This window comes from Phycicoccus jejuensis (assembly GCF_000720925.1).
In the GTDB taxonomy this organism is placed as follows: Bacteria; Actinomycetota; Actinomycetes; order Actinomycetales; family Dermatophilaceae; genus Phycicoccus; species Phycicoccus jejuensis.
Genome location: NZ_JOEE01000007.1, coordinates 205321 through 225182 on the forward strand (window position 1 = coordinate 205321; position 19862 = coordinate 225182).

A 19862-nucleotide genomic window follows, 5' to 3' on the forward strand; every position below is an offset into this window, starting at 1 on the left:
ACGCCCGTGGCGGCGGCTCAGCCGGGGACGCGAACCCGCTCGACGCGGCGGTCCTCGACCGTCCTCCCCGTCCCTCCGTCGTCGAGCAGCAGCATCGCCGACACCATCGTCGCGAGGAGGAAGAGCCCGAAGAAGAAGCCGCCGATGACGTCGGTCAGCCAGTGCTCCTGGTTGTACATCCGGGCGTAGGCCTGCACGGTCTCGAGCAGCGCCACGAGGGCCGCGCCCGCCGCCCACCAGCGCCGGCTCGTGGTCTCGGTCCACCGCAGGGCCAGGACGACGACCAGGCCGTAGACGACGATGACGCGGGCACAGCCGCCGGACGGGTAGGAGCCCAGCGTCGTCGGGGGGTGCCCGCGGTCGACGACGAGCTTGAGGAGCTCCTGGACGTTCTTCTCCAGCAGGTACCCGACCGGGAGGACGACGAGGGGGACCCACCACCGGCGCCGTCGCCACAGCACGGCGAGGACGAGCGCCGCGACGACGGTGAGGACCTGCGTCTGCTGGAGCCCGCCCACGTTGGTCAGCACCAGCCAGATGGAGTCCCAGGTGGCGTCGCGGCCGGCCGCGAACCACTCGAAGGTCGGGTGGTCGACGTAGGGCTCGATCGCCTGGAAGCCCTCGCCGAGCACCCACAGGACGAAGGTCATGGCGCCGCCGCCGAGGAAGACGGCCGCCGCGAAGGCGCCCACGCGCCCGAGCTGTGCGACGAGGACGTCGCCGACGGCCCGTGCCCGTGCCAGCACCGACCTGACCCAGCCCGGTGCGGTGGTGCGGTCGGCCCGCAGGACGAGGAGGGCGCCGGCGCCCACGACCAGCACCAGCGCGACGACTCCGACGAGCATTGTCCCCTTCACCCGCCCATCATGGCCGACCGGACCCCTCCGGCGGGAGCCTTTCCCGCAGGCCGGTCGGTGCCCCGTCGGGCACCGTCCCGGAGCACGTCCGGCCGGTCGGCACCAGCACCGCCGGACCGAAACCTGACCGAATTCTGAGTCCGCCGCCGGGGAATTGTTTCCCTTGGCGGCTCGAGCCACGTACCGTCACCGAAGTCCGCGCGTCCACTCCCTGCCAGAGACGCCGGCGCGGACGCGTGCCAACCCCTGCTCGTCGGTCGCTGCCCTCCCGGTGCCCGACCATGGCCGCGGCGTCACAGGAGCACCTGACCATGCCCACCTCTGTCACCAGCCCCCGCCACGCCCGACCCCGGCGCCGCCGCGGCCTCACGACCCTCGCCCTCGGCTCGGCCCTCGCGACCACCGTCGCGCTCGCCCCGGCCGACGCCGCGTCCGCCCGCCCCCTGGGCGACACGGCCCAGGCCACCACCACCGCCGCGGCGGCCGCCAGCCCGCTGTTCTTCGGCGGGGCCGGCGATGTCACGACCCTGACCAAGATGTCCGGCCAGACCGTGGCCACCCACTCCTACGGCAACTTCCAGGGCGGGGTCCCGACCGGACGGATGGTCACGGTCAACGCCAACGGCCTCCCGTGGCGCTCGGTCACCGCGGCCGCCCCCGGCAGCGCCCTGCACAACGACATGATCCGCTGGGCCAAGACGATCAAGGCGCGCGGCGGCACCATCCTCGTGGCCTTCGGCCACGAGCCCGAGGTCTCGGCGAAGATCAAGCAGGGGACGGCGGCCGAGTACCGCGCCGCCTACCGCAAGGTCGTCGACCTCTTCCGCGCGCAGGGCGTCACCAACGTCAAGTGGGTCTACCAGGCGACCGCGTGGTCCTACCGCGTCAAGAGCACGGACCGGATCGCGGCCGTCAACTGGTACCCCGGCGACGCCTACGTCGACGTCATCGGCGGCGACGCCTACAACTGGTACACCTGCGGCGAGGGCCGCAGCCGCGACGTGCCGCTGTCGACCATCGCCAGCGGGGTCCTCTCCTTCGCGAAGGCCCACGGCAAGAAGGCGGCCCTGCCCGAGTTCGCCGCGCACTCCACGGTCAACCGCAGCGCCTGGCTGTCGGCCGGCTACTCGTGGATGAAGAGCAACAGCGCGTACTTCGTCGCGGCGTTCTACTTCAACCGCCCGCCGACCAACGCCAGCAACAACGACTGCGCCTGGTCCCTCAAGACCAGCTCCGAGTACTCGTCGTACAAGTCCATCGTCGCCGACGGGTGGACGACCTCCTGACGCAGCGGCGATGACCACCGACGGGGTGGGCGGACGTCTCGACGTCCGCCCGCCCCGTCGTCGTCGGGGCCCACGCCCGCGCGTCAGGACGCGAAGGTCACGTCCCAGCAGCCCTTGGCGCTGCCGGTGGTCGCTGTGATGCGCCAGTCGCCGGCCGACGGGACGGTCAGCTGCACGAGGTGGTACTTGAAGCGGTCGGCGGTCTCGGTGGTGGAGCTCTTGACGGTGACGGCCCCGGAGCCGTCGCGCTGCGCGAGGGTGACCGACAGCGTCGCCTTCTCGTCGGACACGTCGGCCGGGATGACGTAGAGCGGTAACGCCGAGGTGGGGGACGCCGTGAACGCCGCCCGGGCGTCGGCGAAGTTGCCCGCGGCCAGCTCTCCCGAGCGCACGTCCCGCTGCGTGCCCACGGCCACGCAGCCGGCCTTGCTCGAACCGGGGAGCCGTTGCAGGGCACTGTCCTGGCGACCGGGTCGGTCGGCGGCCTCGCTCGGGGGTGCGGTCGCCGCCGAGGGGATCTCGTCCGGCGTGGTCGGTGCCGCGGAGGAGGGGCTCGCCGAGGAGGTCGACGTGGCCGTCCCGGAGCTCGGGGCCGCGGTGGGCGTGGCGTCGCCGCCGCCCCCCGACGTGCAGGCGCCCGTGGCGAGGACGACGCACACGGCGGGGACGCCCCACCAGGCCCTGCGGCGAGCGTGACGGACAGACGCGTTCATGATCGACCTCCGGACCCCGGCCGGCCGGTTGCCGGCTCCCTGCGCAGGACCCTGGCCCAACTCTAGGTCCTCCCCCCGACCGGCACCCCGAACTCGACACAACCCGGGCAAACGCCCCGGCGGACGCTCCGCACTGCCACACTGGGCCGTCGTCCGTTGCCGCAGTGAGGAGTACAGGGTGCTCGAGGGGTCCAGGTTCGTGTTCGTGGGGGGCCTGCACCGCAGCGGTACGACACCCCTCGCCCGTCTGCTCGCCCGCCACCCCGAGATCGCGGGCATCTCCGACAGCGGGGTCAGCGAGGACGAGGGGGTCCACCTCCAGGACGTCTACCCGCCGATCCGCGCCCACGGGGGGATGGGTCGCTTCGCGAACGACCCGCGCGCGCACCTCACCGAGTCCTCGCCCCTGGTCTCGTCGGAGAACGCGCAGCGCCTCGTCGACGCGTGGTCGCCCCACTGGGACCTCTCGCGTCGGCTGCTCCTGGAGAAGTCGCCCGGCAACCTCGTCATGGGACGGTTCCTCCAGGCGCTGTTCCCGGGGAGCGCCCTCGTCGTGGTCGTCCGGCACCCCGTCGTGGCCTCGCTCGCGCTCGAGAAGTGGAACCCGTGGCCGGTCTCGCGCAGCGGGCGCCGGCACTCGACCCTGCCGGACCTCGTCGGGCACTGGGTGCGGGCCCACGAGCTCCTCCTCGAGGACGCGCCCCACCACGAGCGCCTGCTCGTCCTGCGCTACGAGGACCTCGTGGCCGACGCCGAGGCCCGTCTCACCGACGTCGCCCGGCTCCTCGGGCTCGACACGCCCCTGCCGGCGGACGGCATCCGGGCGGGTGCGAGCGACCGCTACGCCCAGACCTGGGACGCGATGCGCACCGGCTCGCCCCTGGCCCGCCTCCGTCGCCGACAGGTGGAGGAGCGGTGGGGTGACGCCGTGGCCGCGTGGGGCTACTCCCTCGACGACCTCGGCGCGGTCGGTCCGCGCGAGTCGCTCCCGGCCGTCGTCCGCTGACGACGGCCGTCCTCCCCCGACCCGCGGCTCCCTCTCCGACGGCCCGCACGCCGCTGCGGCGCCGCATGATCCGCGCCCGGACGTGCGGACGGGGCCGGCTCCCGCAGGAGCCGACCCCGTCCGGTCGATCCGGTGGCCTCAGCCCGCCGGGTGGAGCACGACCGTCCAGAGGGCGGTCTTGTCGCTCGTGGAGTTGCTCGTGGCGGTGTTCCCGCCGACCTGACCGGCCGTGACCGGCCCGCCGGAGTCGGCGACCAGGACGCTGAACCGGGTACCCCCGGTGGCCTCGGTCTGCTCGAGCCTCGAGGTGACCGACGTCGGGAGCACCCAGTCGGTCGTGGTCGCGGACTTGTCGGACCAGTAGCTGACCACCCAGTCACCCGCCTGCGCCGTCGTCGTCGGCGTCGTGTGGGTGCTCGTCCCCGAGTCCCCGGTACGAACCGCGACCGGGAGGGCGCCGCCGACGTTGCGGTAGACCGCGACCGAGAGGTTGCCCAGGCGGAACCCGGTCGAGTCGTCGACCCGCACGGCCTTGCCCGCGTCGCCCGCCTCGGCCTGCTTGCGCCAGAGCGTCGAGCGGATGGTGCCGTTGACGAAGGTGTCGACCTGCGTCCAGCCGGTGACCCCGGTCGGCCCCGTCCACGTGACGGAGGACGGCGTGGTCAGCCACAGGAGCATCGTGTCGCCGACCTGGGTGGTCGCCGGCACGGTGGCCGCCTTGAACTTCGCCGCGCCCGCCGCGGAGCTGGCCGCCCCGACGAAGGACGCCGGGTTGGTCGGCGCCGGCACGGTGGCCGTGACCGACTTGGTGACGGTGTTGCTCCCGCCACGGTCGTCGGTGACGGTGAGCCCCACCGAGTAGGTGCCGCTCGCGACGTACTGGTGGCTCGGCGAGGCGGTCGTCGCCGTCCCGCCGTCCCCGAAGGTCCAGGCGTAGGACGCGATGGTGCCGTCCGGGTCGGAGGACCCGGTGCCGTCGAAGACGCACGTCCCGTCGGTGCACGACGAGGTGAACGACGCCGTGGGCAGGACGTTGGCCGGCTGGGCCGCGACGGTGACGCTGCGCGTCGTCGTCCCGGTGGCGCCCTGGTTGTCCGTCACGGTGAGGGTGACCGTGTAGGTCCCCGCCGCCGCGTAGGTGTACGACGGGTTCTGCGACGTCGACGTGCCGCCGTCACCGAAGGACCAGGAGTAGCCCGTGACCGTCCCGTCCGTGTCCGTCCCGGTGCCCGCGAAGCCGCAGGCGAGGAAGGTGCACGAGGGCGTGCCGATCGAGGCCGTCGGACGCTCGTTCGCCGGCGGGCCGCCGTAGAGGAACAGCGAGCGGTTGCGCCAGTCGACCCCGTCGACGCCGGCGCCGCTGACCTTGGTCGGCGACCCCGAGACGGCCGAGCCGTCGAACGGCACCGAGTAGAGCGCGCCGTCCGTCGAGCTGGCGTAGTAGAGCTTGCCACCGCTCACGAACATCCCGTCGGCGGCGGCGAACCCGACGCTCGAGGTGACCGTGCGCACGCGCTCGTCCATGATGCCGCTGTCCGGCGAGAACCACCGGGCGTACAGGGTGTTGTCGTTCTTCAGCGTGTAGTACATCCAGCCGGCCGAGTAGGTCATGCCGGTCACGCTGTTGAGCTGGCCGTACAGCGAGGGCACCGCACCGTTGTAGGTGCCACCCAGGTTGTTGTCGACGTCCTTCCACTTCGGGTCGTTGTACGGGTTGACCGTGACGTCGGCGCCGAAGGTCGTGCCGTCGAACGTCCGGCGGTGGAGGAACCCGTCCGTCGAGCCGTAGAACAGCGTCGAGCCGACCATGAACGCGCCGCGGGTCGAGGCCCAGGGCACGCCACCCGTGGGCTCGGTGCGGGGAGCCCCGCTCGTGCCCGTCGTGGTGAGCGGGACCGAGGCAAGCCCGTCGGTCGGGGGCGTCGGGGTGACGTCCGTGCGGATGATCTCGATGCCGTTGACGAGCGGGTTCTCGACGACGTGCGAGAAGTCGATGTTCACCGTGCCGTCGGAGACCTCGTCGAAGGCCTTCATCGTGCCCTTCTGGTCACCGACGCTCGCGACGATGTCGAAGTTGCTCAGCACCTGGGTGCCGTCGAGGGCCACGTTGAACGAGCGCTTGCCCGCCGTGTTCGTGCACGAGCAGCGGTTGGCGAAGTAGAGCCGCACCTGGATCGGTGTGCCCGCGGCGACCGGGAAGGCCCACTGCATCGCGGGGCTGTCGTTGGGCGACCAGCGCTCGCTGTCGAAGATGGCACCCGGCGTGGAGGCCGGGACCGTGGCGTCGACGGTGCGGTTGCTGTCCCAGCCCGCCGCGTTGCTGTTGCTGTTGCGGAAGGTGCTGGCGCCGCTGTCGTCGGTCCAGTCGGGGCCGGTGTCGGAGGACGGGACGCTGCCACCACCGGCGTTGACGCGGTAGAGGACGTTCGTCGAGCCTCCGGTCGAGCCGCCGAGGAAGACCCGGCCCGGCAGCGAGCCGGTCGCGGTCGTGTGCAGCTGCGTCCTGCCGTAGGGGAAGAACACGATGCGCGGACGCTTGTACTGCCGGTTGCCGACCCAGATCGAGTTGGACCCCATGTAGATGCCCTCGGGCGTGGCGAGCAGCGCGTAGACCGCGACGCCGGCGGGGTTGCGGCCCGGGTTCCACGACAGCGGACGGCCGCTGATCGGGTCGAGGGCGACGATGCCGGGGCGTGGGACGGCGCCCGGACCGGCGTAGTCGACGCCGGTCGGGTTGTTGGCCCAGCGCTGGTGACCGCCGACGAAGACCGCGTTCGTCGTGATCGCGTTCTCCCAGTTGGTGTCACCGCCGGACTCCGACACCCAGGTGGGCTGGGCGTCCGTGGAGGCGGTGTCGGTCTCGAAGCGGCTGGCCGCGTCGCAGAGGGTGCCGCGCACGCCGCCGCCGGTGCCGCTGACGACGAAGAAGGAGTAGTCGGGCGAGAACGAGACGTCGCGCACCCAGCTGTCGAAGGCCCAGTTGAAGCACTGGTCGCTCAGCCGGTTGGTGTTCCAGGCGGTGCGCACGGCCGCGGTCGCGCCGAGGTCGACCTGCACGATCTGGTCGCGCAGGAGCCCGTCGGCGTACTTGAAGTTGCCGACCGCCACCATCCGCGAGCCGTCCGCCGTGACGTCGAGCGCGACAACGCCGGTCCACCCCTGGGCCCCCGACCCGGTGTCGTTGTGGTGCCCCGTGAGCTGGACGTTCATGTACGGGTCGATGGCGCCGTTGGACAGGGCCAGGCTCGCGAGCCCGGCGTGGTCCTTGGCCGCCACCTTCGTGAAGGTCCCACCGATGTACACGCGGTTGCCGCGCACGACGATGTCGTTGACGAAGCCGAAGTTGTTGGTCGGCGGGTTCCACGACGCGACGGCCTGCCCGGTCGTCAGGTCGAGGAGGGCGATGTCGCGGCGGGTCGCCCCGCCGGCGCTCGTGAAGTCGCCGCCGACGAAGACCGTCGTGGCCGTCGGGCCCGGGTGCACGGCGTAGACCGGCCCGTTGACGTTGAAGTTCACCGGGCTGAGCGCCCCGGTGGACTGGTTGAACGCGGCGACGTTTGAGCGGGCGACCCCACCGATCGTCGTGAACGTCCCTCCGATGACCATCGTGGACCCGACCTTGGCGATCGAGCGCACGTCACCGTCGTCGACCGACGGGGTGGCCGTGGAGGGCACCTCGTCGACCATCGCGGAGGCCGTGGGCGGAGGGGCGGAGGGCACGGTCGCCGAGGCAGCCGGCGCGGACGTCACGAGTCCGGCCAGCACCAAGGACGCGATGCCCACGAAGGCCCCGATGGGGTTACCTTTCATGGAGTTCTCCCTGCACTGCTCCACGCGCAGCGGCGAGCCGCTGAAAGGTCCCCTGCAGACCCCGCGCCCCCGAATGGTGACACGCCCCCCGGCATTCGGGAAGCAGAATGCGTCAATTCGGTCACGGTTGCGTGTCGGGCAGCTCTCAGGGTCCGCACCGGTCACGCCGCACCGAGGTCGCTGGCCTACGCTCGGCGGACGACTCCGGGACCGGCGGGATGGAGACCTTCATGCGGGGCAGGGCGTTCCTGGCCGTCGTCGCGCTGCTCGCGGTGGCGTCCCTCGGCGGCTGCCGCCTGCCGTGGCAGTGCCCGCTCGGCGACGACGGACGTCCGAGCTGCGGGGGCGTCGTCCTCGGCACGACGACCGAGCGGCCCGAGAACGCGCTGCTCGCCGCCGCCGACGACTACGCCGGCCGGCCCTTCGGCATGGTCTACCGCTTCCACGAGATCGACGAGGCCTTCCCCACGGACGAGGAGCGGGCGATCGTGGCCTCCGGGCGGTTGCTGCACCTGTCGGTCGACACGCGTACCGGCAGCTCCCGCGAGGACCTCTCGTGGTCCGCGGTGGCCGAGGGGCGGCACGACGCCGAGCTCGAGGCGCAGGGACGGGCCATCGCGGCGCTGCGCGCGCCGGTCCTCGTCACCTACGAGCACGAGATGGACCAGGCGTCCAAGGCGGCCCTCGGCGGCCCCGAGGACTTCGTCGCGGCGTGGCGGCACGTCCACGACGTCTACGAGCGCGCCGGGGCCAGCAACGTCGTCTGGGTCTGGGTCGCCTCCGGGACGGTCCCCACCCTGGAGCGGGCCAGCCGCATGTGGCCGGGCAACGACGTCGTCGACTGGATCAGCTGGGACGTCTACAACCCGGCCGGGTGCCGCGCGGACCGGCTCTCGACGGACCGCCACGTGTCCTTCGAGGAGTCCTTCTCGGTGTTCGACGACTGGTTGCGCCAGAACGGCCCCGGCCTCGGCATCGACGTCACCAAGCCGAAGATGGTCAGCGAGACCGGCAGCGTCGTGTACCCCGACGACCCGGCCCTGACCGCCCGCTGGTACGCCGAGATGCCGGACGTGCTGCGCCGCCACCCGGACGTCGTGGCGGTCGGCCTGTGGGACCACACCGGCATCGCGAGCTGCGACTACCGCTTCAGCGCGGTCCCCGCCCTCCGGCCCGCCATCCGCGCCCTCGCCGCCTCCGACGTGTTCGCCGACCTCGACGTCCGACCCGTCCGCTGACTCAGCGGCGCCGCCGGGAGCGCAGCGCGGACGCCAGCTCGGTGAGGCCCAGGCGGCGCCGGAGGACGGCGCAGCCGGCCACGTACAGCACCCCGGCGACGAGCAGCCCGACGCCGAACGCCGCGAGGTCGTCGCCTATGAGGACACGGACGGCCGCCAGGGGCGCCCCGGCCGCCACGAGACCGAGCAGGGCCGCGGTCACCGTGGGCGCGCCGAACGGGTGCAGGCGCAGGGCCGAGGTGACCTGGGCGAGGGCGAGCAGGTTGCGCAGCACGATCGCGGCCGCCCACCCGACGGCGGCCCCGACGATGCCGTACCGCGGGATGAGCACGACGTCGAGACCGATCTGGACCCCCAGGCCGAGCAGGGTGTTGACAAGGGTCCACGTCGTCCGTCCGGACATCGTGAGCACCACCTCGACCATCCCGAGGAGCGAGGAGAGCATGAGCGAGACCGCGAGGATCACCACGACGCTCGCGCCGGCGTCGTAGTCGCCGCCGAAGATGTGGACGACCGTCGTCGAGAAGGCCGCGAGGGCGAGGTAGAGCGGCCAGGTCATCAGCACCAGCCACGCGGTGGAGGACCGGTACAGCTCGCCCACCGCGTCGCGGTCGTCGACGGCGAGGTGCTCCGCGAAGCGCGGCTGCGCCGCGAGCGTGACCGCCTGGCTGCCCATCTGCCCGGCGACGACGAAGCGCGTGGCCGCCGCGTAGACGGCGGCCGGGACGGCGCCGGCCAGGGCGGCGACGAGGACGATGTCGAGGCGCTGCATCGCCATCTGCGCCACCGCCATGATGGCGCGCGGCCACGTGAACGACCAGAACTCGCGCCCCCGCCGCCCGCTGTCGCCGGGCCGCGCCGTGCGCGAGAGCAGCCGGAGGGCCCACACCGTGCCGATGGCGGCCGTGACGACGTAGCTCGCCGCCCAGCCCCCCACCGCCCCGGAGGGACCGAGGGTCAGGGTCGCGAGCGCGACGAGGGCCAGCTGCGCCACCGGCCGGACCACCAGCGTGACGACGGCCGTCGGGCGCATCGTCCCGAGGCCGCGCGTGGCGGAGACCGCGAGGTTCTCGACCGAGGCGACGAGGAGGAAGGGGGCGAGGACGCGGACGGCCGTCGCCGTCGCCTCGGGCTGGTCGTCGCTGATCAGCCGCCCGACCGCGGGGGCCGCGACGACGAACGCGACCGAGAGCACGAGCGTCCAGGCGAGGACGGGGACGGCGGCGGCCCTCAGGTGGGCGTGCACGTCGCCCGGTCGGCCGAGCGCCCGCACGCGGGAGAGGAAGTACACCAGCCCCGTGTTCGTGCCGAGCTGGGCCACGGTGACCACGACGAGGAAGCCCGAGGTGGTGGCGAAGAAGACACCGGCCTCGGTCTGGGGCAGCGCCCGGGCCACGACGACGGTCAGGGCGAAGCCGACGACGGCGTTGACGACGGCACCCGCCAGGTTGGCGGCGCCGCCGCGGGCCACGCCGGCCGCGCCCCTGCCGGTGGCGGCGACGGGGACGTCGGCGGCGTCGTCGGGCGCGAGGTCCACCGGCGAGGTGCCGACGTCCTTACCGGCCACCGGGCCACCGTCCGGCGGTGAGTCCGGCGAGCGAGGGCTCGAGCCACTCCTCGAGCCGCGAGAGCCGCGTCTGGTGGTCGCCGGTCTCGAGGTACCCGAGGGCCAGCTCGACGAGGTAGAGGGCGAGGACGAGCGCGGGGTCCGCCGGCGACCAGGGCGCGAGCAGCCCGTCGGCCTCGCGCTCGAGCTCGGCGACGGCGGCGCGAGGGTGCACGCCGCAGACGACGACGAGCTCCTGCAGGCGGTGGTGGAGGAGGTCGCTGCCGGCCGGCACCGGACCCCCGTGACCCTCCCAGTCCCACACCGCGAGCCTGCCGTCGGCCGGCGCCATGTTCCAGGGGGCGAAGTCGCCGTGCCACGACGCCCACGGGACCGGGGTCCCGTCGGCCCCGGCCGCCATCCGGGCCAGGGTGCGGTCGAGCACCTGCCCCGGACCGGACGCGGGGAGCCGGCGCACCCGGTCCACGAGGTCGCTCCAGGGCCCCTGCGCTCCCACGGGCGACCGGACGGTGTCGTCGAGCCCGGCCAGCTCGACCGCCGCGGCGGACACCAGCGACGGCGTCACCCTCCCGCGGCCGCCCACCGGGGACTGCACGAGCACCGACAGACCCTCCCACCCCTCGTGGGCGAGCACCGTGGGCACCACCAGGTGGTGCACCTCGACCCGCCCGAGCCGCCCGAGGACGGCTGCCTCGTGGTCGACGAGGGCACGGGTCGTGGCGTCGACGCCGACCTTGGCGAACGCCAGCGTCGAGCCGTCGTCGCCGAGCACCCGCAGGACGGGCTTCTGCAGCGCGCGGACGCGCCCCACGCCCATCGCGAGGGTCACCGGCCGGCCGAGGACCTCCTCGAGGAGGATGTCGAGGGCCGGCGCTCCCGGTCGGGGCGCCACGACGAGGTGCGGCAGCAGGCCGAGCAGGCCGCTGCGGGCGGCGCGGCCGAGGAGCGACACCGCCACGCCCCGGGCACCGCCACCGCCGAGGCCGGACACCACGGCGCCGGCGACCGCGCGGTTCCGGGTCGGGACGAGCAGCCGCGGGTCGGCCGCCCGGGGGACGAGCGCCCACGCGCGGGCGTCGGCGTGCCGTGGCCGCCGGCCGACCGTGACCGAGGCGCCGGGGTACATGGACCCGACGACCCCGCGGACGTACTCCAGGCCCGGACGGCCGGCCCGCGGGCCGGCCGTCGTGGGATGCCGTGCGGCAGAGCTGCTCACGCGCCGCCCTTGGCCACCCGCAGGTCCTCGGACCCGGCGACGGGAGCGGTGTCCTCGACCTGCTTGGCGACGACCGGAGCCTCGTGCTCGCGCCGCGCGTACTGGACGCTGACGAGCCCGAGGACGGAGATACCGAGGTGGCCGACGCGGCGCACCGTCCGGCGGACGTCGTCACGCAGCGAGCGACGGTCGGCGGCCACGAGGACCACCCCCGTGGAGGCCAGGGCCAGCTCGTTGGTCTCGGAGAGGCTGATGACGGGCGCGGCCACGACGACGTACTCGTGCCGGGCGGCCAGGTGGTCCAGCACCTCGCGCAGGCGGTTGCTCGCCAGCTGCTCGCGGATCGACCGACCGACGGAGCCGCCCGTGACGACGTGGTAGCCGCCCCAGGCCTCGGCGACCGGGACGCGGACGGGACCGCTGTCGGCGATGGCGTCGGCGAGCCCGTAGCCGCCCTCCACGCCCGTCAGCTCCTCGATCGACCCGTCGGCGAGCGTCGCGTCGACGAGGCAGACCGAGTGGCCGCTCACCGCGATGCTCGTCGCGAGGTTGACCGCGACGCGGTGGCCGGCCCGCTCGAGGGTCTCGTCGAGACCGGCGACGACGACGACCGCGGGGGCCGGCGCCTGGGCGAAGAGCGAGGCACGGACGCCGCGGTAGGCGTCGGCCAGGGCCCCGCCGTCCTTGGTGACGATGCCCTGGTTGCCGTTGCCGAGCCCGGCGGGGACCAGCCCCATGACGGACAGCGACTCGACGTCGGCGTCGGCGGCCGAGCGGATGTGGTCATCGGTGCGCTCGCGCCAGATGGCGAGACCGAGGCCCAGCACGAGGCCGAGGAGCACGGCGACGACGACGAGGAGGACGACCGGCAGGCCGTCCTTCGCCGTGGCCAGGGACGCGGGCGTGACGACCGTACCCGGGGCGACGGGCGTCGCCTCGAGCGTCCCGATCTGGTCCTGCAGCGTGGCGAGGCGGTTGGTGTAGAGCTGCACCTGGGCGACGGCCTCCGCGGAGGGGTCCGTGCCGCCCGCCGAGGCGGCGGCCTTCTTCAGCCCCGCCGAGGCGGTGTCGGACTGCTGCTTGAGCAGGTCGAGCTGGCCGGTCACGTTGGACTCCGCCTGGTTGCGGCGGTACTGCAGGAGGGCGTCGGCGTAGGCCGACGCGAAGCGCTGCGCCGTGCGCGGCGAGTCCCCGGTGTACTCGATGCGCACGATCTGGGTGTTCGGCGGCACCGACACCTCGACCTCGGACGCGGCGGCCTCGATCTTCTCGCGCATCGCCACGGCGACGATGTCCGCGACCGGCGGGGACTTCACGAGCCCGGCCTCGGTCTGCATCGCGACGTTGATCTGGTCACCGCTGCGGGAGGAGTCGGTGGTCAGCGCGTTGCCCGGCGTCGGGTTGAGCAGGACGTCGGTGGTCGACGTGTAGGCGACCGGCAGCCGCAGGACGACGAGCGCCCCGAGGGCACCGACGAGGAGCGCCGTGAGCACGATCGTGCGCCAGCGGTTCCTCATCGCGTCGGCCAGCAGGCCGAGTCTCACTTCTTCGGTGGGAAGGGACTCCACTGGAGTTCCTTTCTGTTGGGAGTGATGGCTGCGCGGACCCGGGCACCCCAGCCCGGGCGACGGCGCTGGAGCAGGACGACCCCGACGACGTCGAGGTTGCTCCGACGGAGGCGGGCGACGCGTCGTCGCAGCCGTCCGAGGCGGGTGGAGGACGTGGCGACGACGATGACGTCGTCGTCGCTGCCGAGGCGGTGGACCGACTCCCGGCGCCGGTTCTGGTGGGCGTACCCGTCGAGGAGCTCGGCGACGAGGAGGGCCCGTGGGTCCTCCCCGACGGCGAGGACGGTGGCCGGCGAGTGCAGGCGGACGGCGTCGACGGCCGCGGCCCACGCGAGCTCGTGGTCGACGTAGGTGCGGCCGTCGGCGGTGACCGACCGGTCGGGCAGGGTCGCGAGGAGCGGGACCTCGGCGGCTCCGGACAGGTCGCGGACCCGGGCGATCCGGGCGCCCACGAGACCGCGCACCCGCGCGAGGAGCAGGCCGACGAGCAGCCCCGCGAACAGCCCGGTCCCGGCGGACACGACCATGGCGTCGCGTGACACGCTGACGCTGGGCGGACGCACCACCGTCCCGGCCTCGAGGGGCATGACGGCGGCGCGGGCTCCCTGGCCGGCGGCGCGGCCGGCCTTGTCGAGGAGGACTCCCCGCGTCTCGTCGAGCACGCGGAGGGTGGTGCGGTCGCCGGCGTCCTTGAGCTGGTCGAGCGAGCCGTCGACCGTGCTGATGGCCGCGATGCCCGAGGTGTACCGCGCGTCGAACTGCGCCACGGCGTCCTTGCGCTCGTCCTCGAGCAGGGCCCCCCGCAGGCGCAGGACGGTGTCGCCCGCCGCGTCGATGGCGGCGAGGGCGGCGCCGGGCTCGCTGCCGGCGTAGCGCAGGTTGAGGATGCGCGAGTTGGGGTCGGCGGAGACGTAGAGGTCGTCCGGGTCGATGGGGTGCTCGGCCGCGGCCGCCATCGCCGTCGTCACCTGGGTGTCCCTCGCCAGCTGGGCGAGCGTGTCGAGGGTGGCCTCGCGGCCGACGTCGGCGAGCTCGGACTCGCGGGGCACGACGATGCTCACCGTCGCCACCGACTGCGGGCCCTGCGCGAGCTGGTAGGCGACCCCGCCACCCAGCCCGGCGACGGAGGCCAGGACGAGCAGGAGGGCGTGGCGCCGGACGAGGCCGACGTAGCCGCCGAGGGTGTACTCGTCGTCCGGGCGCAGGCGGCTCGCGGCGCGCCGCCGCTCGTCGTCCGCACGCCAGATGAGGCCGACGGCGATGAGCGCGGCCACGGTCGAGATCCCGATCGAGTCGTAGAAGGGCAGGGTGACGGCCTGCGCCACCAGCACGCACACCCCGAGCGTCGCGGTGCGCGAGGGCAGCCGGAGCCCGCGCAGCAGCCACAGCCCGAGGAAGGACAGGTAGAAGACGAGCCCGACGACGCCCTGCGAGTACACGACGAGCCAGACCTGCCCCTGCGTCCCCAGCGCGGGCGGCGTGCACAGGGGACAGCTCGGCGAGGTCCCTCCCGCGATCGAGTAGAACGAGCTCACGGCGTCGCGGGTCGACCCGAAGCCGATGACCGGGGACCCCTCGACGACGCTCTCGACAGTGAGCGTCGCGAGCGTGGCCCGCCCGTCGTTGCTCGTCGGGTTGTCGAACCGGGACTGGACGAGCGCCCCGAGCGGGCTGAAGAGCACGACGCCGGCCAGCACGGTGACCGCCGCCGCGAGCGCCACGACGGAGCGCAGCCGGCCGTGCGCCGCCGAGCGCAGCGCCACGGTCGCGGCCATCGCGACCACCGCGATCCACATCCCGCGGTTGAGCGACAGCACACCGGGCACCGTCGCGAGCGCGAGGACGGGCAGCGCGAGGCGGCGGCGCCACCCGGCGTCGGGGCCGAACCAGGCGTGGAGGAAGAACGGGAGGAAGCAGGCGAAGTTCAGTCCCCAGATGTTGGCGTAGCTGAACGGCGCGCTCGGCCGGGGGTGGGACGTGACCGCCTGCGCGTAGTCCTGCACGACCTCCGGGTGGACGAGGAACTCGATGAACTGGACCTGCGTGAGACCACGCGGCAGGGCCATCTCGAGGACCGACGGGAACGCGAGCTGGGGCAGGAGGATCCCGAGCCAGCCCCCGGCCACGATCGTGAGGAACATCGCGGCGCCGGCCCGGGCGATGCGCGTCGTGGTCAGGTGCTCCCGGACGGCCCCGATGTAGACGAGGACGACCGTGGCGGAGGCGTACCACCCGAAGCGGTAGGCCCAGGAGAGGTAGCGGCCCATCGACGTCTCCGGCACGGTGTGCGGCGCCACGACCTGCAGGACGATGACCCCGGCCACCACCCAGAGGAGGAAGAGCAGCCACGTGCCCGTGCCCCGGGGGACGCGCAGCCGGCGCATCCGCACCATCTCGAGGACCATGACGACGGCGAAGACGTGGCCGACGAAGCTGCTGATGCCGAGCACCCACCACAGGGGGAAGCCCACGAGCATCCAGACGAGGGGCCACCCCGGGCGCAGGGCTCCGGACCGACGGACCGCCGGAGCGGTCGCCGGCGCGGGCAGCGGCGGGCGGAGTGCGCGGAGTGGGGTGACCGTCACGGCCGGCGGCCTCCGCCCCAGGAGGAGGTCCACCGACGCAGGATGACACGAACCGGGGCCCCGCGTCCGACGGTCTTGACTACAGTGGCGCAGCCGGAGGCGGCCCGACCGGGGCGAGCCCCGGACGACGACGAGGAGCGGCCGCGATGCAGCCGAACGGCGCAGGGGACGACGCCACGCAGTGGCCCGACGTGGGCGTGGTGCTCGCGACGCACAACCGCCCGCAGCTGATGCGCGAGGCCCTCGCCTCGATCCTCGGGCAGGACTACCCCGGCCGGATCCGCGTCCAGCTCGTCTACGACCGGAGCGAGCCCGAGACCGAGCTCGAGTCGGCGGAGCCGGGGCGCGAGGTCGCGGTGACCGTCAACCACCGCACGCCGGGACTCGCCGGCGCGCGCAACACCGGCGTGCTGGCGCTGGACACCGAGCTCGTCGCGTTCTGCGACGACGACGACGTCTGGCTGGAGGGCAAGCTCCGCCGGCAGGTCGAGCTCCTGGTGGGCTCTGCCGGAGCCGAGTTCGTGACCACGGCCATGCGCGTGGACTACGGCGACCGCAGCACGGTGCGCCTCGCGGAGCGCGACGTCATCACGGTGGGCGACATGGCCCGCTCGCGGATGGCGATGCTGCACTCGTCGTCGTTCGTCTTCCGACGGGACGCCATGCTCGACCGCTTCGGGCTCGTCGACGAGACCCTCCCCCGCAGCATGGCCGAGGACTGGGACCTGCTGCTGCGCGCGGCGCGCAGCGCGCCGATCGTCCACGTCGACGAGCCGCTCGTGGGCATCCGCTGGGGTGCCAGCTCCTACTTCAACGACGCGTGGCGCGACAAGAACGAGGCCCACACGTGGCTGCTCGCGAACCACCCGGAGATCGAGGCCGACACGATCGGCGCCGGGCTGCAGTACGGCAAGCTCGCCTTCGGCCACGCGGTCCTCGGCGAGCGGCGCGAGGCGCTGCGCTGGACGTGGCGCTGCGCCCGTCGCAACCCCCGCGAGCGTCGATGGGTCCTGGCGCTGCTCGTCTGCGCGGGCGTCTCGGGCGAGTGGATCCAGCGCGAGCTGAACCGCCGCGGCCACGGCGTCTGAGCCCCGGCCGCACGACGCGGGCGTCACCGCTGCCCGTCCCGACTGGTCGTCGTCGCGGCGTCGACCAGGAGCCGGACGGGCGCGGTGATGTCCTCGATGTCCCGGATCTCCGTCTCGGACAGGCGTCGACGCCACGACGTGGCCGCCTCGGCCGGCGAGCGGTCGAAGTTGTGGAGCTTGGTCGCCGCCTGCTCCGTCGCCCCCTCGCGCCCGAGCTCGGCGTCGACGGCGGCGCTCCACCCGAGCCCCAGCTCGTCGAAGAGCCGCGCGCAGGCGTCCCGGTCGGTGGCGAGGTCCTCGTGCGCCACGACGAGAGTGCCCGGCGCGCGTGACAGGTCGGCGACGGCCATCGCGTAGAGCGCCGACCAGAACCAGCCCATCGCCACCGCGCCGTCGAGGGCCGCACCCGCCGGCAGGTGCGGGACCTCGGGGTCGGAGGCGTCCCGCGTGGCGCGGTAGCGCTCGACGACGGGCCGGATCTCCTCGACGTCGGGCAGCCATCCCATGCGGCGGTAGCTGACGAGCATCGCGCCGGGGTGCCGGTGGATGACGACCGGCCGGGCCCCGGTCACCCGGTGGACCGCCGGCACGGAGAGGACCGCGAAGGGGTCCTTGACGACGAGCGTGCTCCACGGGAGGGGGGCCGCCCAGCGACGCACCCCGTAGCGGCTGTAGACCATCGGGGTCGTCGCCGTGTAGGCCCGCCGCAGCGCCCGGGCCTGCGCGGCGGTCGGCTCCTCCAGGCGCGTCCAGCCGTCGACGGTGCGCCCGAGGGCGTACTGCCGGCGCCCGCGCGTGTTCATCGGCTCGCGGCCGGCGAGCGCCCCGTTGGTCGAGAGCGCGAGGAGGCGCGCCAGCCACGTCGTCCCCGAGCGGGGCATCCCCGTGACGAGGACGGGACGAGCGGTCATCCGGGGGCGCGGCACCGGCCCATTGTGGGGCCGCCGGGTCTCGACGGTGTCCATCGCTCAGCCCTGGAGGACGAACGGACGAGGGGCGGCCGCCCTCCGCACACCGGCGGCGGACGCGGCGACGAGGTCGTGCTCGTCGAGGTCGGCCACCTCGCGACCGAGGGCGATGCCGCGCTCGTCGAGGTGGCGGCCGATCAGCTGCTGGTGGTCGTCGACGTGCTCGCCGTGCGAGGCACGGCGCGGGAGCAGGACGGGGACCCGCCCCGCGTCGAGGGCCACGAGCGCGGACCCGACACCGGCGTGCGCGACGACGAGGTCCGCCTCGCGGACGGCCTGGCGCAGCTCGGGTGCCGGCACGCGGTCGCGGCCCGCGATGCCGAGCCCGGTCACGTCGGTGGCCCCGGTCTGCCAGAGCACCTCGACGTCCGGGGCGCACACCCTGGGGAGCAGCGCGTCGAGCCGCTCGACGGCGCGCCGGAACCCGTAGGTGCGCATCGTCCCGAGGGTGACGACGACCTTCGACGGGGAGCGCTGCGGACGGTCGTCCGCGCGCTCGAAGCCGTCGAAGAGCGACCCCCCGTAGGTCCAGCGCCCCGAGGCGCCCCCCGGGTACTGGGTGTAGAGCCGCACCCCCGGGACCCGCTCGAGCACGCGACCCGTGGTGCTCGGGGCCTCGGCCCGCGCGGCGCTCTCGATGTAGTGGCACGGCAGGCCCCGTACCCGGGCCGCGGCGAAGAACGGCACGGCGACACCCGCCCCCGTCGACAGCACCTGCGCGTACCGGCCACGGCGCACCAGCGCCAGCGCGTCCTTGGTCACCCGGGCCGCCGCGAGGTAGCCGCGCGGCGGCACGTGCTCGACGTGGTGGACGCGCTCACCCTCGAGGAGGGTGCGGGACTGGTCGTCGTCGAACGTCACCCACTCGCAGTCGGCGGGGGTGAGGCCGAGCCGCTCGCGCAGCCGCATCATCTCCTCCAGGTGACCGCCGGTGGACGCCACGAGGAGGACCGGGAGCGACCCGCCGGGCCGGACGGACGGGGAGCCCGACGAGGTCACCGACGCCAGCCCGGGGTCCGCCCGAGCAGCCGTTCGAGGGCCTCGTCGTGCGGGACGAAGTGGGCGTCGAGGCGGGCCCGGACGTGCTCGGGCATCGGCTTGCTCGGCCGGGCGTTGTGCTGCTCGAAGCGGGGAGGCTGCCACGCGTCGAGACCGAGGAAGTCCGTCACGCGGCGGTACTCGTCGGCGGGGGCCGCGAAGAACGACTCGCTGTCGAGCACGTGGAGGCGGTCGGCCGGGACGTGCTCGAGGACCCGCTCCAGCTGCTCGGCGTACTGGCTGCGCCGGCGGTAGGCCTGGTGGCGGTGCGCGTGGCTCTCGTAGGTGACGTCGGCGGCCATCCGCTCGAGCTCGCCCTCCAGCCGCTCGTCCTCGAGGTCGAGGGCGCGCTCGAAGGAGGTCTCGGTCTCGAAGCCGCGGGCGAGCTCGTGCTTGTACGCCGAGAAGGCACGCTCGGCCGGGTCGCGCAGCATCGCGACCAGCTTGACGTCGGGCAGGTCCCGTACCAGCCGCTCGATCGCGAAGGGGTGGAACATGTAGTAGGTGCACGCCTCGAAGGCCTGCGGGGCACCGTGGCCCTGCGTGCGCAGCCGCGCGAGGCGCTCGACCGGGAAGTGCCCCCGGTACCAGTCGAGGTCACGGTCGTAGTGCAGCGAGAAGTAGTCGACCCCCTTCTCCACACCGGGCCGGAACACCTGGGGGTGCTCGGTCAGGTGCTTGAAGATCGTCGTCGTGCCGCACCGCTGCCCCCCGATGACCACGAAGGAGGGCAGCATCCGCAGCCCGGGGGTGGCCTGACCGAGCCTGGCGTACGACGTGCGCGCCAGACCGTGCAGCGGGGTGGGGACGCGCTCGCGCAAGGACATGCTCATCGGCCCCCCACCGCCTCGGCGGTCGTGCCTGTCGACGCGGTCATGGGTGTCTCCTCGGGGTCTTGCGGGTGGTGGGCCGGCGCACGCTT

General features: G+C 73.8%; 14 protein-coding genes. 4 read left to right on the forward strand and 10 right to left on the reverse strand.

Annotation, left to right across the window (positions count from 1 at the left end; all coding sequences use genetic code 11):
- Positions 1-17 precede the first annotated feature (17 nt).
- Positions 18-857 (reverse strand): phosphatase PAP2 family protein, encoded by an 840-nt coding sequence (locus tag IG69_RS0114500; protein ID WP_157577612.1) that lies wholly within the window; start codon positions 855-857, stop codon positions 18-20.
- Positions 858-1168: 311 nt separating this feature from the next.
- On the opposite strand from IG69_RS0114500, the gene IG69_RS0114505 reads away from it, so the two are divergent.
- Positions 1169-2143, forward strand: coding sequence for a glycosyl hydrolase (locus IG69_RS0114505; RefSeq protein ID WP_030528891.1), 975 nt, complete (start codon positions 1169-1171; stop codon positions 2141-2143).
- A gap of 83 nt (positions 2144-2226) precedes the next feature.
- Here the strand turns inward: IG69_RS0114505 and IG69_RS0114510 are convergent, their stop codons facing one another.
- Positions 2227-2856, reverse strand: coding sequence for a hypothetical protein (locus IG69_RS0114510; RefSeq protein ID WP_157577614.1), 630 nt, complete (start codon positions 2854-2856; stop codon positions 2227-2229).
- 178 nt (positions 2857-3034) lie between these two features.
- On the opposite strand from IG69_RS0114510, the gene IG69_RS0114515 reads away from it, so the two are divergent.
- A complete protein-coding gene (locus IG69_RS0114515; protein WP_051750591.1) occupies positions 3035-3862 on the forward strand; it encodes a sulfotransferase family protein in 828 nt (275 codons plus the stop codon).
- 138 nt (positions 3863-4000) lie between these two features.
- Here the strand turns inward: IG69_RS0114515 and IG69_RS20375 are convergent, their stop codons facing one another.
- Positions 4001-7672 (reverse strand): PKD domain-containing protein, encoded by a 3672-nt coding sequence (locus tag IG69_RS20375; RefSeq protein WP_157577616.1) that lies wholly within the window; start codon positions 7670-7672, stop codon positions 4001-4003.
- Between the two features lie 230 nt (positions 7673-7902).
- Here IG69_RS20375 and IG69_RS0114525 point away from each other — a divergent pair, with 230 nt between their 5' ends.
- The gene (locus tag IG69_RS0114525) at positions 7903-8910 is read left to right on the forward strand and encodes a glycoside hydrolase family 26 protein (RefSeq protein WP_157577618.1); all 1008 of its coding nucleotides are present in this window, start codon (positions 7903-7905) and stop codon (positions 8908-8910) included.
- Between the two features lies 1 nt (position 8911).
- On the opposite strand, the gene IG69_RS0114530 is transcribed toward IG69_RS0114525, so the two are convergent.
- Genes IG69_RS0114530 through IG69_RS21175 form a run of 4 tightly spaced genes read right to left on the reverse strand, consistent with a single transcriptional unit; the run spans position 8912 to position 15846 of the window.
- Entirely contained in the window at positions 8912-10477 is a 1566-nt protein-coding gene (locus IG69_RS0114530) for an oligosaccharide flippase family protein (protein ID WP_051750593.1), read from the reverse strand.
- Positions 10467-11693 carry a hypothetical protein gene (locus tag IG69_RS0114535; protein ID WP_030528897.1) on the reverse strand — a complete coding sequence of 409 codons (1227 nt, stop codon included), beginning with the start codon at positions 11691-11693 and terminating at the stop codon, positions 10467-10469. The genes IG69_RS0114530 and IG69_RS0114535 overlap by 11 nt, the downstream gene beginning before the upstream one ends.
- Positions 11690-13237, reverse strand: coding sequence for a Wzz/FepE/Etk N-terminal domain-containing protein (locus IG69_RS0114540; RefSeq protein ID WP_030528898.1), 1548 nt, complete (start codon positions 13235-13237; stop codon positions 11690-11692). Before IG69_RS0114540 ends, IG69_RS0114535 begins: the two co-directional genes overlap by 4 nt.
- Positions 13234-15846, reverse strand: a complete 2613-nt coding sequence (locus tag IG69_RS21175; protein WP_051750594.1) for a hypothetical protein — start codon at positions 15844-15846, stop codon at positions 13234-13236. Before IG69_RS21175 ends, IG69_RS0114540 begins: the two co-directional genes overlap by 4 nt.
- Positions 15847-15992: 146 nt before the next feature.
- On the opposite strand from IG69_RS21175, the gene IG69_RS0114550 reads away from it, so the two are divergent.
- Complete coding sequence (locus IG69_RS0114550; protein WP_051750595.1) at positions 15993-16934, forward strand: glycosyltransferase family 2 protein; 942 nt, start codon at positions 15993-15995, stop codon at positions 16932-16934.
- A 23-nt stretch (positions 16935-16957) separates the two neighbouring features.
- Here the strand turns inward: IG69_RS0114550 and IG69_RS0114555 are convergent, their stop codons facing one another.
- From IG69_RS0114555 to IG69_RS0114565, 3 genes are read right to left on the reverse strand one after another with little or no spacing between them, the layout of a single operon-like run.
- Positions 16958-17860 (reverse strand): sulfotransferase, encoded by a 903-nt coding sequence (locus IG69_RS0114555; protein WP_169742072.1) that lies wholly within the window; start codon positions 17858-17860, stop codon positions 16958-16960.
- 42 nt (positions 17861-17902) lie between these two features.
- On the reverse strand, positions 17903-18901 hold the full coding sequence (locus tag IG69_RS0114560) for a glycosyltransferase (protein WP_157577620.1): 999 nt from the start codon (positions 18899-18901) through the stop codon (positions 17903-17905).
- On the reverse strand, positions 18898-19773 hold the full coding sequence (locus IG69_RS0114565) for a sulfotransferase family protein (protein ID WP_030528903.1): 876 nt from the start codon (positions 19771-19773) through the stop codon (positions 18898-18900). The genes IG69_RS0114560 and IG69_RS0114565 overlap by 4 nt, the downstream gene beginning before the upstream one ends.
- Positions 19774-19862 lie beyond the last annotated feature (89 nt).